Annotated in this window: 27 protein-coding genes and 2 pseudogenes; 15 read left to right on the top strand and 14 right to left on the bottom strand. The window is 53.3% G+C overall.

The annotated features are described in order from the left end of the window. Positions 1-440 precede the first annotated feature (440 nt). Positions 441-1,028: a recombinase family protein gene (locus AC3CHX_RS01220; protein WP_488631690.1), complete on the bottom strand. Its 588-nt coding sequence runs from the start codon at positions 1,026-1,028 to the stop codon at positions 441-443. Positions 1,029-1,394: 366 nt separating this feature from the next. Here AC3CHX_RS01220 and AC3CHX_RS01215 point away from each other — a divergent pair, with 366 nt between their 5' ends. From AC3CHX_RS01215 to AC3CHX_RS01175, 9 genes and pseudogenes are all read left to right on the top strand, one after another. Beyond that, positions 1,395-1,598: a hypothetical protein gene (locus AC3CHX_RS01215; RefSeq protein ID WP_488631689.1), complete on the top strand. Its 204-nt coding sequence runs from the start codon at positions 1,395-1,397 to the stop codon at positions 1,596-1,598. Between the two features lie 658 nt (positions 1,599-2,256). Continuing rightward, a complete protein-coding gene (locus tag AC3CHX_RS01210) occupies positions 2,257-2,772 on the top strand; it encodes a hypothetical protein (protein ID WP_488631688.1) in 516 nt (171 codons plus the stop codon). A 7-nt stretch (positions 2,773-2,779) separates the two neighbouring features. Further along, positions 2,780-3,553, top strand: a complete 774-nt coding sequence (locus AC3CHX_RS01205) for an RES family NAD+ phosphorylase (RefSeq protein ID WP_488631687.1) — start codon at positions 2,780-2,782, stop codon at positions 3,551-3,553. A gap of 354 nt (positions 3,554-3,907) precedes the next feature. Continuing rightward, positions 3,908-4,018 (top strand): annotated as a pseudogene (locus AC3CHX_RS01200) (cyclic pyranopterin monophosphate synthase MoaC); the annotation flags it as partial. Between the two features lie 279 nt (positions 4,019-4,297). Beyond that, the gene (locus tag AC3CHX_RS01195) at positions 4,298-4,630 is read left to right on the top strand and encodes a hypothetical protein (protein ID WP_488631686.1); all 333 of its coding nucleotides are present in this window, start codon (positions 4,298-4,300) and stop codon (positions 4,628-4,630) included. A gap of 174 nt (positions 4,631-4,804) precedes the next feature. Beyond that, positions 4,805-5,161 carry a PXPV repeat protein gene (locus AC3CHX_RS01190; RefSeq protein WP_488631685.1) on the top strand — a complete coding sequence of 119 codons (357 nt, stop codon included), beginning with the start codon at positions 4,805-4,807 and terminating at the stop codon, positions 5,159-5,161. Between the two features lie 76 nt (positions 5,162-5,237). Beyond that, positions 5,238-5,417, top strand: a complete 180-nt coding sequence (locus AC3CHX_RS01185) for a hypothetical protein (protein ID WP_488631684.1) — start codon at positions 5,238-5,240, stop codon at positions 5,415-5,417. 327 nt (positions 5,418-5,744) lie between these two features. Further along, complete coding sequence (locus tag AC3CHX_RS01180) at positions 5,745-6,284, top strand: cysteine hydrolase family protein (protein WP_488631683.1); 540 nt, start codon at positions 5,745-5,747, stop codon at positions 6,282-6,284. Positions 6,285-6,353: 69 nt separating this feature from the next. Continuing rightward, positions 6,354-6,740: a RidA family protein gene (locus AC3CHX_RS01175; protein ID WP_488631682.1), complete on the top strand. Its 387-nt coding sequence runs from the start codon at positions 6,354-6,356 to the stop codon at positions 6,738-6,740. Positions 6,741-6,804: 64 nt separating this feature from the next. On the opposite strand, the gene AC3CHX_RS01170 is transcribed toward AC3CHX_RS01175, so the two are convergent. Beyond that, positions 6,805-7,443 (bottom strand): hypothetical protein, encoded by a 639-nt coding sequence (locus AC3CHX_RS01170; RefSeq protein WP_488631681.1) that lies wholly within the window; start codon positions 7,441-7,443, stop codon positions 6,805-6,807. Positions 7,444-7,490: 47 nt separating this feature from the next. Here AC3CHX_RS01170 and AC3CHX_RS01165 point away from each other — a divergent pair, with 47 nt between their 5' ends. Next, positions 7,491-7,679, top strand: coding sequence for a hypothetical protein (locus AC3CHX_RS01165; protein WP_488631680.1), 189 nt, complete (start codon positions 7,491-7,493; stop codon positions 7,677-7,679). A gap of 187 nt (positions 7,680-7,866) precedes the next feature. Then, entirely contained in the window at positions 7,867-8,082 is a 216-nt protein-coding gene (locus AC3CHX_RS01160) for a hypothetical protein (protein WP_488631679.1), read from the top strand. A 381-nt stretch (positions 8,083-8,463) separates the two neighbouring features. Here the strand turns inward: AC3CHX_RS01160 and AC3CHX_RS01155 are convergent, their stop codons facing one another. The 8 genes and pseudogenes from AC3CHX_RS01155 to AC3CHX_RS01120 form a co-directional block, all read right to left on the bottom strand. Then, positions 8,464-9,066, bottom strand: coding sequence for an FHA domain-containing protein (locus AC3CHX_RS01155; protein WP_488631678.1), 603 nt, complete (start codon positions 9,064-9,066; stop codon positions 8,464-8,466). Positions 9,067-9,245: 179 nt separating this feature from the next. Then, the gene (locus tag AC3CHX_RS01150; protein WP_488631677.1) at positions 9,246-10,019 is read right to left on the bottom strand and encodes a Stp1/IreP family PP2C-type Ser/Thr phosphatase; all 774 of its coding nucleotides are present in this window, start codon (positions 10,017-10,019) and stop codon (positions 9,246-9,248) included. Between the two features lie 318 nt (positions 10,020-10,337). Beyond that, entirely contained in the window at positions 10,338-11,219 is an 882-nt protein-coding gene (sucD, locus tag AC3CHX_RS01145) for a succinate--CoA ligase subunit alpha (protein ID WP_488631676.1), read from the bottom strand. Between the two features lie 68 nt (positions 11,220-11,287). Further along, entirely contained in the window at positions 11,288-12,478 is a 1,191-nt protein-coding gene (gene sucC / locus AC3CHX_RS01140) for an ADP-forming succinate--CoA ligase subunit beta (protein WP_488644690.1), read from the bottom strand. 62 nt (positions 12,479-12,540) lie between these two features. Then, positions 12,541-13,119 carry a DUF2889 domain-containing protein gene (locus AC3CHX_RS01135; protein ID WP_488631675.1) on the bottom strand — a complete coding sequence of 193 codons (579 nt, stop codon included), beginning with the start codon at positions 13,117-13,119 and terminating at the stop codon, positions 12,541-12,543. A 235-nt stretch (positions 13,120-13,354) separates the two neighbouring features. After that, positions 13,355-13,819: a recombination regulator RecX gene (gene recX / locus AC3CHX_RS01130; RefSeq protein ID WP_488631674.1), complete on the bottom strand. Its 465-nt coding sequence runs from the start codon at positions 13,817-13,819 to the stop codon at positions 13,355-13,357. Positions 13,820-14,035: 216 nt separating this feature from the next. Then, entirely contained in the window at positions 14,036-15,154 is a 1,119-nt protein-coding gene (gene recA / locus AC3CHX_RS01125; protein ID WP_488631673.1) for a recombinase RecA, read from the bottom strand. A 299-nt stretch (positions 15,155-15,453) separates the two neighbouring features. Then, positions 15,454-16,476: pseudogene (locus AC3CHX_RS01120) on the bottom strand (1-aminocyclopropane-1-carboxylate deaminase); the annotation flags it as partial. Positions 16,477-16,635: 159 nt separating this feature from the next. Here AC3CHX_RS01120 and AC3CHX_RS01115 point away from each other — a divergent pair. Then, positions 16,636-17,097: an Lrp/AsnC family transcriptional regulator gene (locus tag AC3CHX_RS01115; RefSeq protein ID WP_488631672.1), complete on the top strand. Its 462-nt coding sequence runs from the start codon at positions 16,636-16,638 to the stop codon at positions 17,095-17,097. A gap of 75 nt (positions 17,098-17,172) precedes the next feature. Here AC3CHX_RS01115 and AC3CHX_RS01110 read toward each other — a convergent pair whose 3' ends face one another. Then, positions 17,173-17,748 carry a helix-turn-helix domain-containing protein gene (locus tag AC3CHX_RS01110; protein ID WP_488631671.1) on the bottom strand — a complete coding sequence of 192 codons (576 nt, stop codon included), beginning with the start codon at positions 17,746-17,748 and terminating at the stop codon, positions 17,173-17,175. 293 nt (positions 17,749-18,041) lie between these two features. On the opposite strand from AC3CHX_RS01110, the gene kbl reads away from it, so the two are divergent. Further along, entirely contained in the window at positions 18,042-19,250 is a 1,209-nt protein-coding gene (gene kbl, locus AC3CHX_RS01105; RefSeq protein ID WP_488631670.1) for a glycine C-acetyltransferase, read from the top strand. A gap of 13 nt (positions 19,251-19,263) precedes the next feature. Next, complete coding sequence (locus AC3CHX_RS01100) at positions 19,264-20,235, top strand: NAD-dependent epimerase/dehydratase family protein (protein ID WP_488631669.1); 972 nt, start codon at positions 19,264-19,266, stop codon at positions 20,233-20,235. 62 nt (positions 20,236-20,297) lie between these two features. On the opposite strand, the gene AC3CHX_RS01095 is transcribed toward AC3CHX_RS01100, so the two are convergent. Then, positions 20,298-21,800, bottom strand: coding sequence for a CoA-acylating methylmalonate-semialdehyde dehydrogenase (locus AC3CHX_RS01095; protein WP_488631668.1), 1,503 nt, complete (start codon positions 21,798-21,800; stop codon positions 20,298-20,300). A 95-nt stretch (positions 21,801-21,895) separates the two neighbouring features. Next, entirely contained in the window at positions 21,896-23,215 is a 1,320-nt protein-coding gene (gene aptA / locus AC3CHX_RS01090) for an omega-aminotransferase AptA (RefSeq protein ID WP_488631667.1), read from the bottom strand. Between the two features lie 176 nt (positions 23,216-23,391). On the opposite strand from aptA, the gene AC3CHX_RS01085 reads away from it, so the two are divergent. Then, on the top strand, positions 23,392-24,813 hold the full coding sequence (locus AC3CHX_RS01085) for an aminotransferase-like domain-containing protein (RefSeq protein ID WP_488631666.1): 1,422 nt from the start codon (positions 23,392-23,394) through the stop codon (positions 24,811-24,813). A gap of 28 nt (positions 24,814-24,841) precedes the next feature. Here AC3CHX_RS01085 and AC3CHX_RS01080 read toward each other — a convergent pair whose 3' ends face one another. Next, complete coding sequence (locus AC3CHX_RS01080) at positions 24,842-26,977, bottom strand: peptidase domain-containing ABC transporter (RefSeq protein ID WP_488631665.1); 2,136 nt, start codon at positions 26,975-26,977, stop codon at positions 24,842-24,844. Position 26,978: the final 1 nt, after the last annotated feature.

Genomic DNA, 26,978 nt, shown 5'->3' with positions numbered 1-26,978 from the left:
CTGCGAGTGCACTGGCTTGCACGGGAGATTACTGTACTGTTCTGCCTTTCCATTGAGAGACGCAGAGGTACTGTCTCTCCATTGTATGTGGCTCTAATGAAATGCTCACATAATTAATACCTTTCGATGCCGCCAGGAGGAAGCAGCGGAGCCATAGGCGGCTCATGCGCGGATGGGTACAACTGGCACAGGTTGCCGCTAAATAGTCCCATGCAGGGCCGCTGATGCAGCCGGGACGGAACACGCAGAACTTCGGGGAATGGGACTTCTCGGGAGGATGCGCTTCGAAGGATGACGCTGGGCATGCGCTTCACAGGGGCGGGCTTCACGGCTGTTCAGATGAGAATACAGACCGATTTAGTGGGCCTCAAAGACTTTCGGAAGGGCAAGGGCATGCGCGCGCTGCGTACCCTTTGAGACCCGGCTGCACGAGCCTGTGCTCAAGCCGCAGCCACTGTGTATCGTTTCACGGTGGAATGGGATAGGTTAAAGTGTTCGGCGGTGTCACGGATGCTGGCCCGGTGCTCAGTACGCCATGTCCGGACAGCAGCGGCATCGGCCTTGGGTGGCCTCCCGAGGCTATCCTTGCCCCGGTGCGTCTTCCCAGTGGCGGCAAGCGCTGCCCTTGCCACTTCCCGGCCATTGGCTGTGCGTTCGGCGATGCGCTGACGCTCCATGTCTGCCACCTGAGCAAGCACGGCAATAATCAATTCTCCGACCCCCTTGGCTATTGCTCCCAAGCCGCGAATGTCTACTGTGACACCCTTGGTTATCAAGGCACGGATGGTACTCTGAACATCCAGTGCATCCCGGCCTAGACGATCCACGGCATAGACGTGCAGAACATCTCCCTCACGAATGTATTCGAGCAGCGCACGGAAGCCGGGTCTGTCAGCGGCAAGCACAGCACCACTTATGCCCACGTCTTCGAACTCCCTATCAAACCTGCATCCCTGAGACAGTGCAGCACGCTGAGCAACAATGCTTTGGTCAGTGGTAGATACTCGGTAGTACGCAATGTGGCTCATACAAGACTCCCTTTAGGTCAAAAGATAACACTCCCATTATGACCTAGCTCGTAAATAGGGAAAAGTATCTTTTGAGCCAATCTATGGCACTGTGTTGCTATTAGGTCACAAGTTACAACTTTGGAGCCTAGTACATTGGGGGATTGATGGGCAGATATGTTTGCAATCTGGACATGAAGCATTTCCTCACTTACAGTAGCGCTTCTAAGTCTTGTGCTTGCCCAGTTTTCGTATGAGCGTTCAGAACCTTGGATCACCGACTCCCAACTTAACCGGGCTGGCGCTTCCGTTGTTGCCGCCGCCGCTGCGTTTCTGGCGGGTACACTATCCAGTCATCAACAACGCAAGCACTAAGGGAAACATTTTATGGATTTGGAATACATTTTCATTACGGGCTTGGCCGTCTTTGCCCTGCATTGGTATCTCAAGGGCTGGAATTTAAGCAAAGAAAAGAACTTGCGTGATTCCCTTGAATGCTGCTTCACGCTTGATGAGCAGTACAAAATAACCCGTGAGATGCACAGCTGCAACTTCAAAGTGCCTGACGTGTTGCCACCACTTATGAAGTGATGCCGACCGTACCTTTTAGGCTGAGGCATCCGGTGGGGTGTCGATGCGTCACGGTCCGGAATAGGCCGAATCCAGCCAATCAAGGACGGTTTGGTCTTGACAATCTAGGTCATCGCTGAGTCGGCACTAATTCATACAGTTATGTTTGCAAGTACAGAACCCGACCACCTCCCCCCGGCTATGGGGAAAAGCACCTCTCAGTTAATTAGAGACCCCCGTGCTTGAGACAATAAAAATTTCATTACACCAATCTTCAGGTGTATTGGTCTGAATCTCGCCGGATAGTGAATGGCTCAAATCGACCGGAACGAGACTGTCAACGCGCATCTCCTGAGCGCTTGCATTGCAATCATAGTCGGAAGGCAAGCTTGCCAGGTTTGACCTGCCCATTTGGCTACAAGCAGCCTGTCGAGCTTTTTCCCTCCAAATGTTATTCAATTCGACTGGACAGGTTGATGCAAAACGCTATGTTGCTTCGTGGTAAGCTGAGCGAGAGAACTGTTCTTGCAAGGTTTCAGAGAGATACTAGGGAGAGGAACAACTCGAATCGCTGCATCCATTGAGGAGCAAGCATTACTACGCGCCGGTTCTCAATGGTATGTATCACGCAGCAGCCCCCCCTGCAAATTGCCGTCCACTTCATTTGACAGAAATTGACATGAACTATCAGCTCACAGAAAACCAAATATGGACGCAATCCCTTTTTTATATTATCTATCTACCGATGGTTTCCCTAAAGACGGGAAAACACCCCCTACGCAATATCATCAATCAATATCCGGCCGATGAAAGAAATAAAATCAAGGAAGGTATTGATGCTCTCATTGAAGTAGGTCTATTTGCGATGGACGGCAACGATATTTGCATAACCAACAGAAGCGAAGCATTCTTTCAAGGGTTGGATCACATAGCCAAACAATCAGCGGAAGATGGACAGGAAATTCTAAAAACAGCGCCTGCGTTAGCTTCAATATTCGCCGCTATAGAACGCGATGGTCGTTTGACTCCACCATCAAATACAACTTCTAACAATACTGGTAGTGGCAAGTCTCGGCCTGAAATTATTCAAGGGTACGAACCATTAGGTCTTGGGGGAAAGTTATTCTTAGCTATTTTTGGAATTATTTTATTGCTTGGCGTGCTTGGCGCAATGAAGCTTTTTTTTCGCTATTGAGTTGACTATGCCTAGAGAGTTCAAGTCTTGGTTGGACTTCGACAAGTTCTCGAACTCGGTCAAAAGGAAAGCGCGCTTTATACATGAAAAAAACGTCCTCACATTTCTTAGCACGCTGCTCGAAACGAGCAAACAGCGTCACCGTCTCATTAGTGAGGGTAAGTACGTGTGGCGCGCTCAGCTTGGATGCGCAGCCGAAGAGCGAATCCAAGATGACGTAGTTTGGGACGAATCGGTAGCATATCCGCCGGAGCGAATGAAGCCACTACAACATGCCGCACACGAAGGCCGAGCCAATCCCAAGGGAATTCCTTGCCTTTACGTAGCTACAGACAAAGAAACCGCGATGGCCGAGGTTCGGCCATGGATCGGAAGCAAAGTATCAGTCTGTCAGCTACGCACAATCCGAGAACTTACATTGATTGATTTTTCACAAGGGCACGACAGCAACGCTAATTTCTTCTTCAGTGAACCTTCGCCAATTGAGCGAGAACAGCACATATGGGAGCATGTTGATAGAACATTTTCTACACCTGTAAATTCTGATCTATCGACCGCTGAATACGTTCCAACGCAAGTCATCTCTGAATTCTTCAAGAAGAAAGGGTTCGACGGTCTTGTCTATAAGAGCCAGCTTGGTCCGGGATTCAATCTTGCCCTGTTTGATCTTGAAGCCGCAAATGTCGCCCACTGCAGCTTGTATCCGGTGAAGTCCATTTCTTTTACGTATGGCGAGGTTGAGCATGCTTATCGAATTAAGTCGAAGGACAAGAGCATCTAACACTTCTGGTGACACGGAAGTGCGCAACAAAGGCGCGCCCCCAGCCACGGGGAAAGTCCCGCGGTCCATAGGAGATACCCTCGTACAAGCTAATCAAAATTCCACCTAATTCATGCTTCCGCCCTTACCACCAGCACAGGCGATAATGAACCTAATATTCCTTGCTCGGAAATAAAATTACCCCTATGCTGCGCGCAGGACAGGGCAAAAATCCTGTCCATTTTTTGTCCCACTCAGTGAGGCAGAATTGATTAGTCTAGCGATATATTGCTCCTGACATCAACATGCAAAATTCGACGGAAACCCAATCATAGCAACGGTTTCGAGCCGTTTCACGAACCGCCGCACAAACTAATTTACGATATGTGCAAGGCGGTGGACAGAGGGATGGTGATGACGGATGTGCGGGTGCTGGAAAAACATGGCGGGAAGTCGGGGGATTGGACTGCGGCGGTAGATAAGTAATTGATCTCCACCCTCGCCGCTGGATGCCAAACGCCTGGTGAATACGGACATTACAGCCAAATAGAAACCCACCATCTTCTTGAGTTTTGTGTCGTAACAACGTGCCGAAACTCAAACCAGAAATTTTCCGGTGCTACTGGCTGATCGTGCCCCTGGCTCACATGGAGATCGAATTGTAACGGGTTGTAATAGTGGTCAACGTAACTCTTACGCGAGCCGTTTTTGGCTCAAGTCCTCAGGAATCACCTGAGTAAATCAAGATAACGTAAAGGCACACAAATGAACAAATTACTCGCTACTCTGATCGCTGGCTTGTTCGCTACTTCTGTTTTCGCTCAAGCTACAGCTCCGGCTGCACCGGCGGCGCCAGCCACACCAATCACCAAGGCTGCCAAAGCCGATGCGAAAGAAATGAAAGCTGACGTCAAAGCCGATGCAAAGGAATCGAAAACCGATGCAAAAGCAGATGCAAAAGTGACGGACGCTAAAAGCGACGCCAAGGAAATGAAAGCGAAGGCTCACCATAAAGCTGTAAAAGCCAAATCCAAAGCGAAAGCGAAAGCTACCGAAGCCAAAGTGGATGCAAAAGAAGACGCACCGGCACCTAAGTAATCAAGTCAATTTGTAAGGAAAAAGACAGGCACGTCCTGTCTTTTTCATTTCCATGCGTACCAAAGCGTGGACGCGTCAAACAACGAAATGTCTCGTTACGGTAGTTACCAATACAGGATAGTGACGCAAGGCGAATCGGCGTTCAATGGGATCATCACCCCAGGAGAATTAATCATGAAAAAATATCTCATCAGTGCGGCAGGACTGCTCGCCAGCGCTGCATTAATGATGGCAGCAAGCCCCGCGATGGCGCACGTAGATGTGGGTGTCAATTTCGGTATTCCTGGTCTGTTTCCAGCACCGGTTTATGTTGAACCGGAGCCTGTATATGTGCAGCCGCGACCTGTCTATGTGCAGCGGGAGCGCGTCTATGTTGAACCGCAGCCTGTCTACGTAGAGAGAGAACGAGAATACCCATGGCGTGAACGTCGCTGGCAGGAGCGGCGGTGGCACGAGCGCCATGACTGGGAAGACCGCCGCGATGAACACCGCGACCATGATCGTGGAGAACACCGCGGTCATGACGACTAACGCTCATGCCATGATCGACTGTGCTCTTTCGCACAGGTGAAAATTCTATTGTTGGATATTTTTTAAGGAGTAAATCATGGGCATATTGGAAGAAATAATTGGTGCTGTGGTAGCGGTTGAAGGCGTTAAAAAGTTAGATCCAGATGCATCCTTATTCACCGAGGCCATAGCTGCCGTTGCTGGTTACAAGGGTGTAGAAGCGCTAACTGAACATTTGGAAAACAAAGAGGGCGATAACCCTGAGCAAGCTGCTTAAATTCTTTAAAAATTTCAAAAATGTGGGAGATTTTCTCGCTTGAGAAAATTTCCTCTCCCACGCCAAACAACCAATGGACGCAGGCATTGCAGCTACATTGACCCCGCCAAATACTGGTTTTTCGTGGGTGCAGGATCGAATTTCCCCTACTCCGCTGCTCCTGCCTTAGGCAGCCTCTTAAATGTTGCCGCACAGACATCCGGTTGAGCTTACAATCTTCTGATATCCAAAATTCCACGGGACATCTGTGGGCGACCCAGCCCATATCAAAGCCGCCTGGTTACTTAATCTCTTTCCGTTACCAGCCTACGCACCACGGGGGATACCATGAAATCCGCAATTGTTGTCATCGATGTTCAGCACGGGCTGTTTGATGAAAAACCGAGACCCGATCAAGCCGACGAGGTTGTTGACCGGATCAATGCCATGACCGCCCGTGCCCGAGATGCAGGTGTGCCGGTCATCTTTGTTCAACACGAGCGGCAAAGCGGCTTCCTTGCCTTCGACTCGCCCGGTTGGGCGCTTGAGCAGAGGCTTCACGTCGAGGCCGCTGACCACAAGATTCGCAAAACCACACCAGACTCCTTCCTTCATACAGAGCTTGGGGAAATGCTAGCCGCCCTAGGCATAGGGCAACTCGTCGTCTGCGGGTACGCTACCGAATTCTGTGTCGATACAACTACTCGCCGAGCAGCCGCGCTTGGGTACGAGGTGGTCATTGCCGCCGACGCGCACACGACGCACGACAAGGCGCACGCGAGCGCTGATCAGATCCGAACCCATCACAATGCAACGCTCGCTGACCTCACGAGCTTTGGGCCGAAGATTGTGGCCGTCAACGCAGCCGATGTTCAATTCAGTGTTTAACAGTACCACTCGGCGGACGCGCAGCGGCTGCCGTGCCCCTTAAGTAAACAGTTAAATCGAAAGCCTAATATGCAAAGAGAAAATTACGCGTCAGGAGCACCTTGGGAGGCGATCGTTGGATATTCGCGTGCTGTAAAGGTCGGTCCGTACATCCATGTTTCGGGTACAACAGCAACTGATGGCAATGGCGAGATCACCGGTATTAACGACCCTTACACACAAACAGTTCAATGCTTGCGCAACATTGAAGCTGCGCTAGTGAAAGCTGGTGCATCCATGAGTGACGTGGTGAGAACAAGAATGTACGTGGTTGACATATCTGACTGGGGAAAAATAGGGAAAGCTCACGGCGAATTTTTCGGTGACATTCGTCCAGCCACCAGCATGATCGAAGTAAGTCGTCTAATTTCCCCAGAGATCCTTGTCGAAATTGAGGCTGATGCATTTGTGGCATAGACGGCGGATAACCTCTATTCGTTAAGAACAATCAGGGACGACCGCATAATGGCTGTCAATATTATCAATTGTTCGGCCTGGTTTGTATTTGGCTGACTATTTCGGTGGAAATTGCCTCGATTTGTTTTCCCGTCATTGCGGAAAACACTCCCTCCCATGCAGTCGACGACGTGCTGTACGATCTCTGACCAAGAAGGTCACCGGTCTTTAAGTCTCTAAACTGAACGGATGAGTCAACAAAGGCATTTCCCGTCAAAACGCCGAAACCATATCGAGTGCCAGCCGAAATATAACGGTAATCATTCACATTCACTACCACTAAAATCCCTGCTTCCCCAGTTGGCTGGGGCTTACCTTCCTGCGCAGAAAAATTCGCTCCAACAGCTGTTGCAGCTGACTTCATCGCACCTCGCCATTCTCCCTTAAGCTGTTCCCAGTCATCTGAATTAGTAGCAAGCTGAGAGCCAGTAACGTTCAGCGTGACGAGCTTTGCAGACTCTGCACTAGTTTTAATTGGTGCATCGGTTGTTGATTTTTGTAGAGATGCGGCACAACCTGTCAGGAATAGCGTAGCAATCAAGAGGCTGGATAAAGTAAATTTCATCATTCGCCCTAACAAAGTTGGTGCAATAAAAGCAATTTTTGTAGCTATATATGAAATAACCGAGGAGGCTTTTTGAATTAACGTTGCTCTCTCAATCATTCAAACTTGGTTTCTATTTAACATTGTGTAGTGATCAACAATAGCACATGGCAACATTATCAAAAAGAAATAAAATGGCGGCTCGATGCGTGCCGGTAGTTATCGTTGCGGAGCTGCCACGACTGTTCTGCTTGGCGTGTACTGCCGCAGACCGTTCAGCGGAAGATGCCGAGGTGGAGCGGAAGGGCCAACGCATTTTAGCCGTGGCTGATTTGCTGGTGTTGAGCGTCGGCTGATGGAGGTGGTTGTCCGTCAAAGCGAGAGCTCTTTCACGGACAAAAATGCAAGCAGCCGCCATTTGAACTTAAGGGAAAAAGACATGGAAAAACTGGTAATGTTGACTCCGATATTAATCGGCTTGGTAGGCTGCGCATCACCCTTGGTCAATGGTTTCAAAAAATCTAATTATCTAAGCACGGAGAAATGATGAAGCTGACTTATTGGGTCGCCGAAAATTTAAAAGGCGACAAGACCGATTCCATCGTTGCAAGGACAAAGCATGATTGCGAACAAAAAGTCATTGCCTACGCCTGCGCTTCAGACTACGGCACACCGGTAAAAAAATCGTTCCTGTACAACGATGCATTTGATTTGTTTGAGATGGCGACAGGTAAAGATGGTGGGCGCGGAATGGGGTAGTTTCGGAATAATTCGCTGCCGTCCTGCTGGGAGGGTGTCCGGAATTTTCTGGGGAATGGGGCCATTGCGCCCTATGATTTATTTGTACAAAGTCGGTCGTCACTACCCCGGCAGAGATAGCAAGCCGTGGAAACATGAAACACCGCAGCTTTGATCAAAATGAACGCTAAAAGTGCAAAATTTTGTCAGTCTGGCAGAAGTAGGCTGACAAAGTTTGTCAGATTGCAATGAATCTTAGGTCTTGGATTTTACGCAGGAATCTTGTCGTTTAGACACAGAATACTTTTTGCGGTTTTGAAATTTCCAGGACTTACGCAAAAAAGAGCAATGCAGAGTGTGTTCTTACCCAGTCCCCGCCAGCCTCAGCCTGAATTAAGAATCTTAGCCGGCACTCCAGGAAAACCGCATAGTCGTCCCCGCGATATCAATCACATCCTCATCCCTTAACGGCCGTGCGCCGGCGTTAAGTGGCGCGCCGTTGATGCGCGTGTAAGTACTACCTTCAACATGGGTCAGTTCGTAGCCATGTGGCCGGCGGGTAACGATGGCGACCTGGACGCCGGGGCGGCCTATGGTGGTCAGGACTTTGGTCAGGAGCATGGTCTTGCCGGCGCTGGGGCCGTCGAGCACAGTGATGACGGCGTCGGGGCGTGGCATCGGGAACATCTTGGGACGGCTGTCCTTCATGTCCTGATCCGAATCGACCACGTAGACCAGCTTGTACTTGGCCATCTGGATGACGTCATTGTGTTGCAAAAAATGTTTGGTGATAGGGTGACCGTTGACCTGTGTGCCGTTGGTGCTGTTGAGATCTTCCAGAAACGAGTCGTTGTAGATGGTAATGATGACCGCGTGCTCGCCGCTGATGGCGAGGTTGTCGATAACCAGGTCATTGTGGGGGCGGCGACCGATGGTAGTGCGCTCTTTGTTGAGCGTCATTTCTTGAACAACGTTGCCGCCTTTGGTCAGGATGATCTTCGCCATTCCTATCTCTCTTGGTAATTGAGGGGACTACTGTACAAAAATGCTTTTTTAAATGTCGATGTCACTAGATCGATGCAACGCGTTTCCTGATTCCCCTAAAAGTAAGGAGCTCAAGCCGACAACCACTATTTTCATTCCGTGCCGAATGCCCGCGCGCCACCACTCAGTCATGGTCCCAATTAGTCTGCCTCAACTGCTTTTACCAATATCACCGAAATATTGTCCTGGCCACCACCAGCATTTGCAGCTTGTATAAGCACATTACATGCCATTTCTATATCGCCGTTCGCAGCGTTGATGATCTTCATCATCTTGGCCGGCGACAAACGGTCCGATAAACCGTCTGAGCACAGTAGAAAAATATTCTCCGCTTGCAGCGGATATTCATGAATTTCTACCGTGAGTTGATGATCGACGCCGACCGCACGGGTGATGACATTGCGGTTCATGGCGAACGCCACTTGCTCCGGCTGCAGCAGCCCGGCCTCGATTTGCTCCTGTACCAGCGAATGATCGCGCGTCAGTTGCGTGATCTCGGCACCGCGAATCAGATAGGCGCGCGAGTCGCCGACATGGGCGATGCTGACGCAGTCCTGCTGAAACCATGCCAGCACCACGGTGGTACCCATGCCGCGATATTCCGGCTCGCGCCGCGCGGCCTCGATAATCGCGCTATTGGCTTGCCGCACTGCCTGCATTAAACACAGACGACGCACGGCTGGCTGGTCCTCGGGGTGGCTGTAAGGGTTGTCTTGCAGATGACGCTCAACGGCTTCCTGAATTGTCGCGGTGGCGATGCTGCTGGCGACCTCACCGGCATTGTAGCCGCCCATGCCATCGGCCAGAATCGCAAGCTGCAGCGCCTCGTTGACTGCAATGGCGTCTTCATTCTGCGGGCGCACCATGCCAACATCTGTCTTGGCACAAAACTCAAATCGTAGACGGCTGGGCATAATGGGTGACGATCAAAAGGACGTTCAGATCCGGCGAATGCTGGTTTGAATGTATTTTCGTTGGTTATGACGGGGACGGCAAGATAAACAGTGGTAGGCGCATTGACGGGCAAGCGAAAGTAGCGCAACAAGGTAACCGCACCGGCACTTTTTACGGGCAATGATGACACGGACTCCTCCTCTTGATCGTCGATTGCCAGCTTATTTGCCGATTTACGCCTATTGCGGCCGCAGATTTTTATCATTTCAACCAACTATAAAAAAAGGAGCCGAAGCTCCTTTTTCATTACCGCGTTTGTGATTCAGCAAATCGCCGTATTACAGCATTGCCTTCAACAAGCGTGCCATCTCGGATGGGTTCTTGGTGGTTTTGATGCCGCAAGCTTCCATGATCTCGAGTTTGGCTTGCGCTGTATCAGCACCGCCGGAAATCAACGCACCGGCGTGGCCCATGCGTTTGCCTGGAGGCGCAGTGACACCGGCGATGAAGTTGACGACTGGCTTCTTCATGTTGTCTTTGATCCAGTAAGCGGCATTCGCTTCATCCGGACCGCCGATTTCACCGATCATGATGACCGCGTCGGTATCAGGATCGTCGTTGAACATCTTCATGATGTCGATGTGCTTCAAGCCATTGATTGGATCGCCACCGATACCAACCGCCGTCGATTGACCCAGACCCAGTGCGGTCAACTGACCGACTGCTTCGTACGTCAAGGTGCCGGAACGCGACACCACGCCGATACGGCCCTTTCTGTGGATGTGGCCTGGCATGATGCCGATTTTGATTTCGTCTGGCGTGATCAGGCCCGGGCAGTTTGGTCCGAGCAGCAATGTCTTGCTACCAGCTTTTGCCATACGGTCTTTAAGTGCCAGCATATCGCGGACCGGAATACCTTCGGTAATACAGATCGCGAGATCGAGTTCCGCTTCAACCGCTTCCCAGATCGCTGCTGCCGCACCCGCCGGTGGAACGTAAATCACCGAAACGTTGGCGCCGGTGGCTGCCTTGGCTTCAGCGACGTTGGCGAAAATCGGGATGCCTTCGAAATCTTCACCGGCTTTTTTCGGATTCACACCGGCGACAAAAGCTTCTTTGCCATTCGCATAATCGCGGCAGCCGCGGGTGTGGAATTGGCCGGTTTTACCGGTGATACCTTGGGTGATAACTTTTGTATCTTTGTTAATCAGGATCGACATGTTTCTTCCTTGCCTTATTTTTGAGCGCTATTCATGATCGCTAAATACGATCGCTAAATTCACAGCGATTATTGACCGTTAGCTGCAGCAACAACCTTCTGCGCGGCTTCTTCCATGCTGTCGGCAGCAATGATAGGCAAGCCCGAATCTGCCAGCAATTTCTTGCCGATTTCTTCGTTGGTACCCTTCATGCGCACGACTAGCGGCACGTTCAATGAAACCGCTTTCGATGCCGCGATCACGCCTTCAGCGATCACGTCACAGCGCATGATGCCGCCGAAAATGTTGACCAGGATCGCTTTCAGACCTGGGTTCTTCAACATGATCTTGAACGCTTCCGTGACTTTCTCAGTGGTAGCACCGCCGCCCACGTCGAGGAAGTTGGCCGGCTCACCGCCGAACAGTTTGATGGTATCCATCGTAGCCATCGCCAAACCAGCGCCGTTCACCAGGCAGCCGATGTTGCCATCGAGCGAGATGTAGGCCAGATCAAATTTCGATGCTTCGATTTCCGCTGGATCTTCTTCGTCCAGATCGCGATAAGCAACGATTTCCGGTTGACGGTACAAAGCATTCGGATCGAAGTTGAACTTCGCGTCCAGAGCGATGATTTTGCCGGAGCCGGTCACGATCAATGGATTGATTTCGGCCAGTGAGCAATCAGTGTCCCAATAGGCTTTGTACAGACCTTGCAGTTGTACCCGCGCATCGGCGATAGAACCCGCCGGCACGCCGATTTTTGCCGAGATGCTGTCCGCATCGGCGTCAGTCAGGCCGGTCGCCGGATCGATAATGACCTGGTGAATCTTCTCCGGATGGCTTTCCGCGACTTCTTCGATGTCCATGCCGCCTTCGCTCGATGCCATCAGCACCACGCGCTGGCTAACGCGGTCAGTTACCATACTGACGTACAGTTCCTGTTTGATGTCAGCGCCTTCTTCGATCAACAGGCGACGTACTTTTTGACCTTCCGGGCCGGTTTGATGCGTCACCAGTTGCATGCCGAGAATCTCGTTAGCATATTCGCGCACTTGTTCCAGCGATTTGGCAACTTTCACGCCGCCGCCTTTACCGCGGCCGCCAGCGTGGATTTGCGCCTTCACGACCCACACCGAACCGCCCAGCGTTTCGGCAGCCTTGACCGCCTCATCGACGCTCAGGCATGGAATGCCGCGTGGTGTTGTCACTCCGAATTTACGGAGAATTTCTTTACCCTGATACTCATGGATTTTCATGCGAGCTTCCCTTCTGACACTGATTTAAATTAACTTGCTGGTTGGATTGAACTGCGAAATACATTGCGAAAGAATCATTGACAGCGCTAACCGGATTCTGTTTCTGCTGGAGAACTGACTGCCCACTTCGGATAATACTTGGCGACAACCGCCCCATCACCACGCAACGCGTGGCAACGGTCAATCTGGAATGGTTTTTGGTCTTCTGAAACGAACATCGACTGATCTGTACTATCGCGCTCACCGGCAAATGCCTGAAGCGCCGCAGTCGGCAAGATTTGCGCCAGCTCGGTCAAATGGGTGCAGCCCAGCGCGCCACCGATACGTTCTTTCAGGGCGTAACGAAAACCTTTCAGCAGGCTCAGGCCAAGCAATTGATTGTATGCCGGGGCTATCGTATCGCAATGTCCCGGATAGGGCACGGCCTCTGAATTCGCCGCAACCTCGACAATCTTGAACTGACGATCCAGCGTCAGCCGCAACCATAAGCTGTGCAAAGGCTGGCCTGCCGGCAAAATGCCGCGGGCAAGAGGAAGGTCACTGGTTTTGATATCGATAATATGCGCGTCCAATTCCCATAAGCCATCATCACGCGTGAACGCTTCGATTTGTATGGTGCGCGTATGCTTCAGCGCCCGACGGGAAGTAGAGGGTAATAGGGACATTTTGATGGTCTGATTTGCGTGTCGTTACCACAGTTTCTATGGTAACTGCCGCTCCTGCGGTCTGCAAAAAACCCCAAAAGTGTAGCACAGCTGGAAGGAATAGGTGAGTTTGTGTGCGTTGCAACAATGGCACGACGGGGCTTGCTTTTTCATCAAGCAGCATCGATACAACGCTGCACTTCAGCCACAGGCGAACGGACGATCAGCGCATGATCGGCGTCGCCATTAGCCCGCCCTAACCCTCGGCGTCATCCTCATCGCCAGCTCCTTTGATGGCCGCCTGCACAGCGCGATGAGAAAAACCACGTTGTAGCAAAAACCGCATCTGCCTGGCACGTTCGTTTGCATCGGTCGGTTGATGATCGAATTTTTTGCGCCACACTTCGCGAGCCCGGGCGACTTCACCTTCGGCAAGTTTGGTCTTGATAGTGCTCATGGCATCGGCGTCGATGCCGTGGCTTTGTAATTCCGAGAGGATGCGGCTATTCCCGAAGCGGCTGGCGCGACGATGAATGAGGGACTCGGAAAAGCGCTCTTGCGATAAAAACTTTGCCGCTTCGAGCCAGTCGAGTATCGCCTCGACGTCGTCCCCCTCCTGCACGTAACGCGACAACTTGCGCGCTAATTCCATGCGGCTATGCTCGCGCATCGATAAATAGCGTAATGCTCTGGCCTTCAGGCTTACCGGTGGTTTTGCCATTGCTGAATTCGGGTTGTGGTGAGAATCGGCCCGGTTGCAGATTTGCAGTTGCCGATTCAATCCGGATGATGGAATAGTACAGCGACCAATTTGCATAGGCAGCGCAGACACTTGCGCTATCAGAAACAGACGATGTATGAAAACTTACTTTCGTCGCACAATAAAAAATCGGACGGAAGGCATTCCACCTTTCCGCCCGACTCAGGTAAATCCGAGTTATTCCACTTTTGCTGCTGCGGCTTCCCTCGCTGCTGCTTTTTCAGCCGACTTGGCGGCTTTCTCCGCTGCTTTGTCGACTTCTGCAGTAGCAGCGCCTTCCAGCAATGGCACGCCTAACGAGGCACGCACCTTGTTTTCGATTTCGCGCGCCAGCTCCGGACGCTCTTTCAGATAGTTACGGGCATTGTCTTTACCCTGGCCGATGCGTTCGCCGTTGTAGCTGTACCAGGCCCCCGACTTCTCGACGATTTTGGCATCGGAACCGAGGTCCAGAATTTCGCCTTCACGCGAGGTACCCGAGCCGTACAGAATGTCGAAATGCGCTTCCTTGAACGGCGGCGCGATCTTGTTCTTGACGACCTTGACGCGGGTTTCGTTGCCAATCACTTCATCGCCCGACTTGATCGAACCGGTACGACGGATATCCAGACGCACCGAAGCGTAGAACTTCAGTGCGTTACCACCGGTCGTGGTTTCCGGGTTACCGAACATGACGCCAATCTTCATACGGATCTGGTTGATGAAAATCACCAGTGTATTAGTGCGGTTGATGCTGCCAGTCAGCTTACGCAATGCCTGTGACATCAGACGTGCTTGCAGTCCCGGCAACGAGTCACCCATGTCGCCTTCAATTTCAGCGCGTGGTGTCAGCGCTGCAACCGAGTCAATAACGATCAGGTCGACGCCACCGGAACGCACCAGCGCATCGGTAATTTCAAGGGCCTGTTCGCCGGTATCCGGTTGCGAAATCAGCAGATCCGCCAGATTGATACCAAGTTTCTGTGCATAGCCGACGTCAAGCGCATGTTCCGCATCGATAAACGCGCAAGTACCACCCAGCTTTTGCATTTCAGCAATGGTTTGCAGCGTCAGCGTGGTTTTGCCGGATGATTCAGGGCCGTAGATTTCAACCACGCGGCCACGCGGCAAACCACCGACGCCAAGCGCGATATCCAGACCTAGCGAACCGGTGGAGACGACCTGCACTTCTTCGACCACTGCGCCATCCTCCATGCGCATGATCGAACCTTTGCCGAATTGCTTTTCGATTTGTGCCAACGCAGCAGCAAGAGCCTTGCTTTTATCGGGATTAGCGGCGGATTTTTTATCGTCCATGGTTGTTCTTTCGGCAAAAGTGGTGAAGAGACTGAGGAATAGGCAGTACTGTATAAAAAAACAGTGATATATGCAAGCGTTGCAAAAAATCAGTTGGATTGTGTTGCAAACCCGCATTGTAAACCCGTCGGTACCTGGCGTGGCGTACCGTGGAGGCGGCGAACCGATCGGGTATAAATCCTAGACCGACCGCGCTAAATAGAAGCAATCGAGTTTCGTACCACTCCAGCCACCTTATTGGCGGTGTCGTCCTTCTCCTGATAACGTGCTTCACGCGCCAGTTTTGTGAGGTTGGATGGGTCCTCGAATGCCTTGTAGTATGCGTTGACAGCCGGCGCGCCGCCCAGGTGAACATACAGAATACGCGCGCCTTTCCTGAAGGCACCCTGTTTGCAAAGGTCGATCATTCCGGTTACCGACTTTCCCTCATAAACCGGGTCGGTAATCATCGCTTCCAGCCCCGCTGCCATCCGAATACCGGCAATCGTTTGCTCACTGGGCAGACCATAAGCCGGCCCGCTATAGTCAGGATTTATTTCGATGTCGTCGTCGGATATGGCAATCCGTTGCCCGCCTTTCGATGCAATCAGGTCGGCGGTTTCTTGCGCAATTTTTGTTACTGCACGGCGTGTCATTGGCGCGTCGTCCGCGGTATCAATGCCGATGATGCGTCGCTTTTTGTCCTGGGCCGCGAATCCGACGACCATACCCGCTTGCGTCGAGCCTGTGCAGGTAGCGACGATGATGGTATCGAAGAAAATACCCAGCTCCGTTTCCTGCTTTGCTACTTCATCCGCAAAATTCGCATAGCCCAGACCGCCAAGCGGGTGATCGGATGCGCCGGCCGGGATGGCGTATGGTTTTCCGCCTTGCTTTCTGACTTCCTCAAGGGCGTTATCCCAGGTGTCCTTTTGGCTGGTCGAATAGCCATAACCGGCCATGATCGGATGCCCGCCCATCATTCTGGTCAACAAGATGTTGCCGACTTTATCGTAGACCGGGTCGTCCCATTCCGCCCACGTTTCCTGGACTGTATAGCTCTTCATGCCGCATGCAGCTGCAACTGCGGTGACTTGACGCGTGTGATTCGATTGCACGCCACCGATGGACACCAAGGTGTCGCATCCCTGGCTGATGGCATCGGCAACCAGCCATTCCAGCTTGCGTACTTTATTGCCGCCAAATGCCAGTCCCGAAGAAACGTCATCCCGTTTAGCCCAGATTTCGACGCCTAGCGCTTCAGACATCCGCTCCAGTTTGTGCAGCGGCGATGGGAAAAAGCCAAGCGATTTGCGGAGAAATAATTTGCCGAGGTTTAACATTCCGAAGCTCCATTGAAGTCGTGGTTGAGAGCTTTCAGTTTAGTTGAGCCCCGTATAAATGTAATTCCTGTTTTTACTTGCCATTAAGGATATTATTAAGAAAAAATTTAACAAAAAAATTATCACTCCTCATAAATAAAAATTTTCGGAATAATATTCATGACGCTCGATCGCATCGACAAGAAAATCCTCAAGGCCCTGCAGGCTGACGGGCGCATGCCGAATGCCGAGTTGGCTGACAAGATCGGCATGAGCAAAACGGCCTGCTGGAACCATACCAAGCGCCTGATGGAGGAGGGCTACATCCGGGCTACACGCGCCATACTTGACCCTGAGCTTCTTGGCTTGCCTGTACTCGTCACGGTAGGCGTGGTGCTGGATCGCTCCACCCCGGAAAGCTTTGCCGAATTTGAAGACGTGGTTCGAAAAAATCCGGCAGTGCAGGAGTGCTTGCTGCTTGCCGGGGAATTTGATTTTTGGCTGAAGATTCGCGTTAAAGATATTCAGTCGTTCAACCGACTGCATGCCAACACTTTGCTGCTGCTTCCCGGCGTGCGTCAGCTACGGACCTTTTTCGTACTGAACGAGGTAAAAAGCAGCCAGGACTTACCGCTCGATTAGTGTCGGTTGTAATGTGCGCCAACGATCTGGCGGAAGATCGCGCAGCGCGCCACCGCTCCTGCATCGACAGTCATCTTATCTGTGTATCACCACCATCAATGCCCTGGCTTCGGATTTTCCGATATTCCGTATGACGTGGTTCTTGTCGGCCTGGTAGCGTGCGGTGCCGCCTATCTTCAGCTTTTTCTTGACGCCGTCGACCACCACTTCGACAGCGCCATGCAGCAAGGTCAAATGCTCCATGGTTCCAGGATCATGCGGATTTGAGACCAGTGCACCTTCCGCTGCCAGCGTCAGCTCATACCACTCATATTTCCCCGCCAGTTCCATCGGTCCCAGAATGCGCAGCACATAACCGGCGTGCAGGCCGGGCAAGGTCGGCGTCTCGTGCGGATCCATGATGTGAATTGCCTCTTGCTGCGGCGCTTCGGTGGCGAGCAATTCCTCAATGCCGATGCCCAACGCATTCGCCAGCCGCCAGGTCACCGCAATGGTCGGGTTGGCTTTTTCGCGCTCAATTTGCGATAGCATGGATTTGGATACGCCCGCAGCACGTGATAAATCGTCAAGTGTCAGACCACGTTTCAGGCGGTGCTTCTGTAGCATCGCACCTACTTCGGGCGGCGTATTTTGGGCGATGGGGGTTTTCATAAAAGTCACTTGCTATGTTTAATGGCGATAGGTAAGATCCACTATATCGAATTTTGGTTCGATATAGTGGATTAATGTCTTGATATTGAATTACATCCTAGCAGATGAAATGCTGCAGCCGCACTAAAGCAAGCTTGATTTTTATTCATTGCTAAACCATTTTATAAGAGCAGGGCTTGCGTAAACAAGAACGAAGCAGGGCCGGCCTGCAAGCTATTGATGCGAGCCGTGCAGTCCAACGTTGCCTAAGCGCAACGAAACTTAGTGTGCATTGATGATTACAAGGAACTGCAATGACCTCGACGAATGCAAAATCCGGCTTCTACGCCAACCTGGAAACCAACCTGAATGCCTTGCGCGCACAAGGACTGTACAAGCCGGAGCGGGTCATCAGCTCACGCCAGGGCGCCGAAGTCGTTTGTGACGATGGCAGAACGCTCATCAATCTTTGCGCCAACAATTATCTGGGCTTGTCCGGCGATGAAAAGATGGTACGGGCGGCAATTGATGCTACCGAGCAATACGGTTACGGCCTGTCCTCGGTGCGCTTCATTTGCGGCACGCAAACCGTGCACAAGCAATTGGAACAGGCATTGTCGACCTTCCTCGGCATGGAAGACACGATTTTGTACGCCGCGGCGTTCGATGCCAACGGCGGACTGTTCGAACCCCTGTTTGACGAGCAAGACGCGATCATCTCCGACACCTTGAATCACGCGTCGATTATTGATGGTATCCGCCTGTGCAAGGCGGCACGTTTCCGGTATGCGCATAACGACATGGCGGATCTGGAAGTCCAGTTGCAAGCTGCCGCCGGCAAGCGCCATAAGGTGATCGTCACCGATGGCGTATTTTCGATGGATGGCACCATTGCGCAACTCGACAAGATCTGCGATCTGGCCGACAAATACGGCGCGCTGGTCATGATCGACGAATGCCATGCCTCGGGTTTCATGGGCAAGACCGGACGCGGCACGCACGAGCATCATCATGTGATGGGCCGCATCGACATCATTACGGGAACGCTCGGCAAAGCATTGGGCGGCGCGATGGGCGGCTTCACCGCTGCGCGGCGCGAAGTGATTGAAACGCTGCGGCAAAAATCGCGCCCTTATTTGTTCTCCAATACGCTGGCGCCTGCGATTGCCGGTGCTTCCCTGACCGTATTGAAAACGCTCACCTCGTCCACCGAATTACGCGACCGTTTGCACGCGAATACCGCGCATTTCCGGCGTGAAATCACGCAATTGGGCTTTGCCATCAAACCCGGCAGCCATCCGATTGTGCCGGTGATGCTGTTCGACGCCCCGCTAGCGCAACAGTTCGCGCAGCGCCTGTATGAACTCGGCGTCCTGGTAACCGGATTCTTTTATCCGGTAGTGCCGATCGGACAGGCCCGGGTGCGGGTGCAAATGTCGGCCGCGCACAGCACGCAACAGCTCGATTTTGCACTGGCAGCATTTGCGCAAGCCGGACGTGAGCTCGGTCTGTTGAGCAATTAACAGGGAGAAGAAAATGGAAAAAATTCTGGTGATCGGTGCCAACGGTCAGATTGGCAGCGAACTGGTGGACGCACTCACGGCAAAACATGGCACCGAGAATGTCATTGCAGCGGATATCAGCCCATCCAGCCTGTATGGCGCTGCCTGTTACGAGCGTCTGGATGTACTCGATAGCCAGCGGCTGGCGCAAGTGGTCGATAATTATGCCGTGACGCAGGTCTACCAGCTGGCAGCCCTGTTGTCGGTGACGGGCGAGCAAGCCCCGCTGAAAGCCTGGACCCTGAACATGAACGGCTTGTTGAACATTCTGGAACTGGCGCGCGAACGCGCTCAGGCCGGCAAGCCGCTGCGTGTGTTCTGGCCTTCCTCGATCGCCGCATTCGGCCCGCATACGCCCGCGATCGACACGCCACAACTGGCAGTGATGGACCCGACCACGATTTACGGCATCAGCAAACAAGCCGGCGAACGGCTGTGCGAATACTATTTCAGCAAGTTCGACATCGACGTCCGCAGCATTCGCTACCCAGGCATCATCAGCTACAAATCACCTCCGGGCGGCGGCACCACCGATTATGCGATTGCGATTTTTCATGCGGCCACGCGGGCTGAGCAATACACTTGTTTTCTCGGCCCGGAGACCACGTTGCCGATGATTTACATGGCGGACGCAATCCGCGCCACCATGCAACTGATGGAAGCGCCAACTGCCCAAGTCCGGATACGCTCGGCTTACAACGTCGCCGGCTTAAGCTTTAACCCGGCGCAACTGGCGCAAGCCATCCAGCAGCACTTGCCAGAGTTCGATATACGTTATCAGCCGGACGAGCGGCAGGCGATTGCCGACAGTTGGCCACAGAGCCTCGACGATACCCATGCCCGCGCCGACTGGGGCTGGCATGCCGCGATTGGACTCGATCAATTGGTGACGGATATGCTGGCGAATATTAACGTGACGCCGCATGCGTTGCCGCACGCGGCTTGAGCACGCCCTGCCGAGGATGTGGCATGGCGGGCGGATGACGCTACGCGCATCCGCCTTCCTTCTTACTTCATCTGCGGAAAAGCAAACTCGGCGCCGGCACTGGCAGTATTCGGCCAGCGCTGCATCACCGCTTTGTGACGCGTGTAAAAGCGCACGCCTTCCGGGCCGTAGATGTGGTGATCGCCAAACATGCTGCGCTTCCAGCCACCGAAACTGTTGAACGCCATCGGCACCGGTAACGGCACGTTGACGCCGACCATGCCGCACTGAATCTGGCGCACGAATTCACGGGCGACGCCGCCATCGCGGGTGAATACGGCGACGCCGTTGCCATACTCATGATCGTTGATCAGCTTGACCGCAGTCGCCACATCCGGTGCGCGCAACACGCTCAATACCGGGCCAAAAATCTCTTCCCGGTAAATCGACATTTCCGGCGTGACGTGATCGAACAGCGTGCCGCCGACGAAGAAACCCTTCTCATGTCCATCGACTTTATGACCACGGCCGTCCACCACCAGCTGCGCGCCCTCTTCCACTCCCTGGCCAATCAAACGCTCGATGCGCTGTTTGGCGGCAGCGGACACCACCGGGCCCATTTCGGCATCCTTAGCCATACCGTCCTTGACTTTCAAGGCACGGGTGCGCTCGGCTAATGCAGCGACCAGTTTATCGCCGGCATCACCCACCGCAACCGCCACCGAAATCGCCATGCAGCGTTCACCGGCCGAACCGTAGGCAGCACCGATCAGCGCATCAATCGCCATCTGCATGTCGGCATCGGGCATCACCACCATGTGATTTTTTGCGCCACCCAGCGCCTGCACCCGCTTGCCTTTGGCGCAACCGCGGGCGTAGATCGCTTCCGCAATCGGGGTCGAGCCGACAAAGCTGATGGCCTGCACATCGGGATGATCGATCAGTGCATCGACGGTGGTTTTATCGCCCTGGATGACGTTGAATACGCCATCCGGCAAACCGGCTTGTTGCAGCATCGCGGCTTGCATCAGCGAAGTCGACGGATCACGCTCGGACGGCTTCAAAATAAAGGTATTGCCGCAAGCCAGCGCAATCGGGAACATCCACATCGGCACCATCACCGGGAAATTGAAGGGCGTGATGCCCGCCACCACACCCAGCGGCTGACGCATCGACCAGGCGTCGATGCCACGCGCGATCTGATCGGTGAATTCGCCTTTCAGCAACTGCGGAATGCCGACCGCGAACTCAATGACTTCGATGCCGCGCGCGACCTCGCCCTGCGCATCGGCAAAGGTCTTGCCATGTTCACGGGTCAGCACAGCGGCGAACTCATCGGCGTGTTGCTGCATCAGTTGCAGATATTTGAACAGCACACGGGCGCGTGCCAGCGGCGGCGTATTCGACCAGGATGGAAACGCGGCGCTGGCAGCGGCAACCGCAGCATCCACGTCCTGTACGGTGCCGAGTGCGACTTGCGCGACTGGCTCACCGAGCGCCGGATTGAAGACATCGGCGTAACGGCCGCTCTGCGTATCAACCTGCCGGCCGTTGATGAAATGAGAAACGATAGGAAGATTCGACATTGTTGTTCCGTTCAATAAATTTTATTTAGGTGTGTTGAGAATAGCGGCGGATGTGTAACAGCAGCTACGTTGATCCGCCCTGCTTGTTGCTGCTCTCAATCAAGTGTTTTAAGAATGCCGGCAAGCTTGCCAATCAATTCGTCGATATGTTTCTTTTCCAATACCAGCGGAGGCGATAATGCGATGATGTCGCCGGTGGTGCGAATCAGAATGCCGTCGTCAAAGGCCCGCTTGAAGGCATCGAAAGCGCGTGCGCCGGGTTTGCCGGCAATCGATGCGAGTTCAATCCCGGCGATCAGACCGATGCTGCGAATATCGACCACATGCGGCAGACCTTTGAGTGAGTGCACCGCGTCTTCCCAATAGCCGGCGACGCTCTTGGCGTGCTCCAGCACGCCATCGTTTTCAAAGATATCCAGCGACGCCAGGCCGGCCGCGCAAGCCAGCGGATGGCCGGAATAGGTATAGCCGTGGAACAGTTCAATCCCGGGCGGGCCATCCATGAAGGCGTCATGCACATGCTGCTTGACGAACACCGCGCCCATCGGCACCACGCCGTTGGTCAAGCCCTTGGCGGTGGTCACCATGTCCGGCTCGACATCAAAATAATCGAAAGCGAACGGTGTCGTCAGACGACCAAAGCCGGTGATGACTTCATCGAAAATCAGCAGAATGCCGTGCTTGGTGCAAATCTCGCGCAAGCGTTGCAGATAGCCTTTCGGCGGCACCAGCACGCCGGTCGAGCCGGCAATCGGTTCGACAATCACTGCCGCGATGTTGGACGCATCGTGCAAGGCGACGATGCGTTCCAGATCATCGGCCAGATGACCGCCCCATTCCGGCTGGCCCTTGGTGTAAGCATTTTTTTCAAGATTATGCGTATGCGGCAGATGATCGACACCGGTCAGCAACGATCCGAAGCTTTTGCGGTTGCCGGAAATACCACCGACCGAGATGCCGCCGAAGCCCACACCGTGATAACCCCGTTCACGCCCGATCAAACGGGTACGGGTGCCATCGCCGCGCGCACGGTGATAGGCAATCGCCATCTTCAGCGCGGTATCGACCGACTCGGAACCGGAGTTGGTGTAAAACACTTTGCTGAAACGGTTATTAGTGTATTGTTTGAGGCGTTCGGCCAGCTCGAAAGCAGCCGGATGCCCCAGCTGAAACGATGGCGCGTAATCCAGCTTGGCCACCACTTCCTGGACCGCCTTGACGATTTTCGGCTGCGCGTGGCCGAGCGGCACACACCATAAACCGGCGGTCCCGTCCAGAATCTGGCGTCCGCTTACGTCCTGATAATACATGCCGGCAGCCGAGGCCAGTAAGCGTGGCGCCTCTTTAAAGTCACGGTTTGCCGTGAATGGCATCCAGTAAGCGGACAGATCAGCAGAGCTGGTGTTGGTAGTCATTGCGCGCACCTTTAGTGAGATGGGTGAGATGGTTAAAGATTTACTTCAAGTGGATTCATTATTACGAGACACGTCCAGTATTGTTAGATACACTTTTGCTTTATATGGAAAACTGTATTGTCCACTCAGCCCATTCGGCGGCATCACAGCGATCCTTTCAACCCTCAGGAACAAATATGAAACAAGCCCGCGCCAAACCCATCCAGCTCACCCTGGAACGGGCTTCTCCTACCGGTTTGGTCGATCAGATTGCCGCCGGTCTGGAGCAGTTGATCGCCCAGGGCATGCTGCGCTCCGGTGAGCGGCTGCCATCGGTACGCCAATTCGGCCTGGACCAGGGCGTCGGCACCTCGACCGTGGTCGAAGCCTATGAACGGCTGGTGGCCCGAGGCTTGCTGGCGGCGCGCCGCGGCGCCGGCTTCTTTATTGCCTATCAATCATCGTCGCAAACGCTGGCGGCGCCGGTCTTCAACCCACCCGAACCCGTCATTGATTCGGCCTGGCTGCTATCGGAAATGTTTGCTGATGAACGCGTTCCTATCAAGGCCGGATGCGGCTGGTTGCCGGGGAAATGGCTGGATGACGACGGCCTGCATCAGGCCGAACGACGCATCATCCGTGCCCCTGGCGCACAACAGGTGGGTTATGGCCATCCGTACGGCTACGCTCCGCTACGGCAAACCATCAGTCAGTTTCTTGCGCATTGGTCGCTCGAAGTGCCGACCGACCAGATCCTCACCACGCACGGCGCCACGCAAGCGCTCGACCTGATCATCAGAACCATGGTCAAGCGCGGCGATACGGTACTGGTCGACGATCCCGGTTACTGCAATCTGATCGCCATGCTGCGGATGGCCGATGTCAACGTTATCGGCATCCCGCGCACACCCAGCGGGATCGATGCCGAGACGCTGGAAACATTGGCAAGGACCCATAAACCGAAGTTGTATTTCACCACCAGCGTGTTGCACAATCCGACCGGCACCTCGTATACGCCGGCCTGCGCGATGCGCGTACTGCAAGCGGCGGAACGGCACGGCTTCTGGGTGGTGGAAGATGACATTTTCCGTGAACTGGGACAAGCCAACGATCCGATGCTGGCGGCGCTGGACGGTTTACAGCGGGTGATTTACGTCGGCAGTTTTTCGAAAACGGTGGCGCCGTCGCTGCGGCTCGGCTATATCGCTTGCCAGCGCGACTTGGCGCGCCAATTGGTGCATACCAAAATGGTGCTGACGCTGACCAACTCGGAAATCACCGAGCGGCTGGTACAAAGCGCACTGACCGAAGGTCATCATCGCCGTCACGTCGACAACCTGTCGGCCTCGTTATTGAATGCACAGGCACGCGTCAATGCACGGCTGATCGAGGCTGGATTGACGCCGTTTGCAACACCACGCGGCGGCATATTTTCATGGGCGAAATTCGAACGGACCGATTTATCCGCACGCGAAATTGCCGACCTGGCACGGCAAAAAGGGATCTGGCTGGCGCCGGGCGATTTCTTTCACCTGACGCCGCCTGGACAGCCCTGGTTCCGCTTCAATGTGGCGTATTCGGATGTACCGGAGCTGGTAAGTTTCTTTCGGGCTTTATGAGTTGTCGCGTGCTAACTGACAACTGACGTCACGCACATGCATCAACAGGTTCTAAAGCGGCATCTGTGATGACTTTACCGTTAGCCATTACAATCACCCTGCTGGCTGTAGCAATCGTTTCTGCTCTATGCGCCACAATCACCCGGGTAATATTGAGTACCTTTACCGCAGCATTGACTTGATGTTCCTTCTTCATATCCAGATGACTGGTCGCTTCATCCAGGAACAGGATTTTAGGACGCCGGTACAGTGCTCGCGCCAGCAGCACGCGCTGTTTTTGACCGCCAGACAGCACTGTGCCCATATCTCCCACCAGAGTATTGAAACCCATCGGCATGGCTGCAATTTCGGGGGCAATAGAGGCCATATGTGCGCACTCTTCAACCCAATTCTGGTCTGCTTGCGGATCGAAGAAACTGATATTATCCGCAACCGATCCGGCAAATAGCACATCATCTTGCAATACTGTACCGACCATATGGCGCAAGGTATCGACGCCGACCAGACTGACGCTAACACCGCCAATCAATACCTCTCCTTCGGTCGGTGGCAATATGCCCAACAACACATTCATCAACGTCGTTTTACCGCAGCCTGATGGGCCGACGATGGCGACTGACTCTCCCGCTGCAATCGTTAGATTGACGTCATCGAGAACGTATGGCTCATGTTCAGCATAGCGATAGCACAGGCCAACCACTTCAATGCTTGGCTCCAGCACGTTGTGGTCCGTTTTGCCGGACCGCCCGTGCAATGTTTCCGCCTCGGTCAGCACAATATCGGCCAGCCGCTCGCTTTGCAATTGCAACATTTTGAGTTCAAAAAATTTATCAATCAGGGAACTGACGCGACTGTCGAACTGACCTTTGTAAGCATTAAATGCCAGCAGCGTGCCAACGCTGAAACTCCCTTCCAGCACCAGTTTCGCACCGAACCAGATGATCAGAATATTTTCAATCCCAAACAGCACACCATTCAACAATCGGTAGAACAATTGTAGCTTTTGGGTACGCAAGTCGGCATTGATTTGGTCAACCATCAGGGCCAGCCAGGCCGAGCGGCGCTCATCTTCGCGCTGAAACAGTTTGATCGCCTTTACCCCACGCACGGTTTCCAAAAAATGACTTTGCTGTCTGGCCGCATGGACGATTTGATCTTCCGTAGCTGATCGTAGCGGACGGTACCATCCCCAACGACCCAGTGCGTAAAGTGTCATTGCAGCGATCGCAATCCAACCCAGCATCGGGCTATAGATAAACATCATCGCCAATGTGACGATTGTCATCAACCCATCAAGAATCGCCTCCAGAAACGAGGTGGTGAGAGTGCGTTGAATATGGTCGATGGCACCGAAGCGCGATACCACATCGCCCAAATGCCGCTTTTCGAAATACTGCATCGGCAGCCGGATCAGATGGGTGAACACATTGGCGCGCCAATGAATATTCAGGGTAGTGCCCATATAGATGATGACCCACGAACGAATCGCACTGACGACTTGCTGCATCAACATCAACAGACCGAAACCGATGGCGAGTATCGTCAGCAAATCCCGGTCGGCCGAGACAATCACGTTGTCGACGACCCACTGTAAAAAGAATGGACTGACCAGCGAAAATACTTCCAGTGCCAACGCCAGTAACATGATTTGCCAAAAAGACCCGAATAGCCCGGTCACCTTACCTACTATGTCAAAAAGCTTGACGGTCTGTTTTTTTTGCTGCGGTTTAAAACACGGATTTGGCCAGAGTTCTAGCGCGATGCCGGTGAATGACGTAGATACCTCGTCAAGGGGGACCTGGCGTATTCCAAAAGCCGAATCGTGAATAGTCACGGTTTTGCCCGTGACCTCACTCAACACCACGAAGTGATTAAAGTTCCAGTGCAGGATGCAGGGAAGCGTTAATTGTCCGAGGTCTTCCAGTTCCAGTTTTACCGGACGCGTGCCTAGTTCAAGGCGGCTGGCGATCTGGATCAGGTGACTGAGCGTGACGCCTTTGAGCGAGATAGGGAATTGCCGCCGCAGTGTCGCCAGGTCGGTACGATAACCGTGGAACCCGGCCACCATTCCCAGGCATGCAAGACCGCATTCGGTTGCCTCGGTTTGCAAAATCAGCGGAAGTTTTCTGCCAAAACCGAAAGAAATTTCATCAAGGAAGGACATG

This window comes from Glaciimonas sp. OK215 (genome assembly GCF_057787885.1).
Note: the sequence above shows the minus strand (reverse complement) of the source record. Positions and strands in the feature narration are given on the sequence as shown.

Bases quoted from the DNA above. Each gene is read 5' to 3' on its own strand.
- AC3CHX_RS01150 (WP_488631677.1), bottom strand. From the start codon at position 10,019: ATGCCCAGCCGTCTACGATTTGAGTTTTGTGCCAAGACAGATGTTGGC.
- AC3CHX_RS01135 (WP_488631675.1), bottom strand. From the start codon at position 13,119: ATGTCCCTATTACCCTCTACTTCCCGTCGGGCGCTGAAGCATACGCGC.
- AC3CHX_RS01165 (WP_488631680.1), top strand. From the start codon at position 7,491: ATGGCAACATTATCAAAAAGAAATAAAATGGCGGCTCGATGCGTGCCG.
- AC3CHX_RS01185 (WP_488631684.1), top strand. From the start codon at position 5,238: ATGGGCATATTGGAAGAAATAATTGGTGCTGTGGTAGCGGTTGAAGGC.
- recX (WP_488631674.1), bottom strand. From the start codon at position 13,819: ATGGCAAAACCACCGGTAAGCCTGAAGGCCAGAGCATTACGCTATTTA.
- AC3CHX_RS01175 (WP_488631682.1), top strand. From the start codon at position 6,354: ATGCAAAGAGAAAATTACGCGTCAGGAGCACCTTGGGAGGCGATCGTT.
- AC3CHX_RS01080 (WP_488631665.1), bottom strand. From the start codon at position 26,977: ATGTCCTTCCTTGATGAAATTTCTTTCGGTTTTGGCAGAAAACTTCCG.
- AC3CHX_RS01170 (WP_488631681.1), bottom strand. From the start codon at position 7,443: ATGATTGAGAGAGCAACGTTAATTCAAAAAGCCTCCTCGGTTATTTCA.
- AC3CHX_RS01085 (WP_488631666.1), top strand. From the start codon at position 23,392: ATGAAACAAGCCCGCGCCAAACCCATCCAGCTCACCCTGGAACGGGCT.
- AC3CHX_RS01095 (WP_488631668.1), bottom strand. From the start codon at position 21,800: ATGTCGAATCTTCCTATCGTTTCTCATTTCATCAACGGCCGGCAGGTT.
- AC3CHX_RS01115 (WP_488631672.1), top strand. From the start codon at position 16,636: ATGACGCTCGATCGCATCGACAAGAAAATCCTCAAGGCCCTGCAGGCT.
- kbl (WP_488631670.1), top strand. From the start codon at position 18,042: ATGACCTCGACGAATGCAAAATCCGGCTTCTACGCCAACCTGGAAACC.
- AC3CHX_RS01210 (WP_488631688.1), top strand. From the start codon at position 2,257: ATGAACTATCAGCTCACAGAAAACCAAATATGGACGCAATCCCTTTTT.
- AC3CHX_RS01205 (WP_488631687.1), top strand. From the start codon at position 2,780: ATGCCTAGAGAGTTCAAGTCTTGGTTGGACTTCGACAAGTTCTCGAAC.
- sucD (WP_488631676.1), bottom strand. From the start codon at position 11,219: ATGTCGATCCTGATTAACAAAGATACAAAAGTTATCACCCAAGGTATC.
- AC3CHX_RS01155 (WP_488631678.1), bottom strand. From the start codon at position 9,066: ATGGCGAAGATCATCCTGACCAAAGGCGGCAACGTTGTTCAAGAAATG.
- AC3CHX_RS01160 (WP_488631679.1), top strand. From the start codon at position 7,867: ATGATGAAGCTGACTTATTGGGTCGCCGAAAATTTAAAAGGCGACAAG.
- recA (WP_488631673.1), bottom strand. From the start codon at position 15,154: ATGGACGATAAAAAATCCGCCGCTAATCCCGATAAAAGCAAGGCTCTT.
- AC3CHX_RS01100 (WP_488631669.1), top strand. From the start codon at position 19,264: ATGGAAAAAATTCTGGTGATCGGTGCCAACGGTCAGATTGGCAGCGAA.
- AC3CHX_RS01220 (WP_488631690.1), bottom strand. From the start codon at position 1,028: ATGAGCCACATTGCGTACTACCGAGTATCTACCACTGACCAAAGCATT.
- AC3CHX_RS01190 (WP_488631685.1), top strand. From the start codon at position 4,805: ATGAAAAAATATCTCATCAGTGCGGCAGGACTGCTCGCCAGCGCTGCA.
- aptA (WP_488631667.1), bottom strand. From the start codon at position 23,215: ATGACTACCAACACCAGCTCTGCTGATCTGTCCGCTTACTGGATGCCA.
- AC3CHX_RS01195 (WP_488631686.1), top strand. From the start codon at position 4,298: ATGAACAAATTACTCGCTACTCTGATCGCTGGCTTGTTCGCTACTTCT.
- AC3CHX_RS01110 (WP_488631671.1), bottom strand. From the start codon at position 17,748: ATGAAAACCCCCATCGCCCAAAATACGCCGCCCGAAGTAGGTGCGATG.
- AC3CHX_RS01215 (WP_488631689.1), top strand. From the start codon at position 1,395: ATGGATTTGGAATACATTTTCATTACGGGCTTGGCCGTCTTTGCCCTG.
- AC3CHX_RS01180 (WP_488631683.1), top strand. From the start codon at position 5,745: ATGAAATCCGCAATTGTTGTCATCGATGTTCAGCACGGGCTGTTTGAT.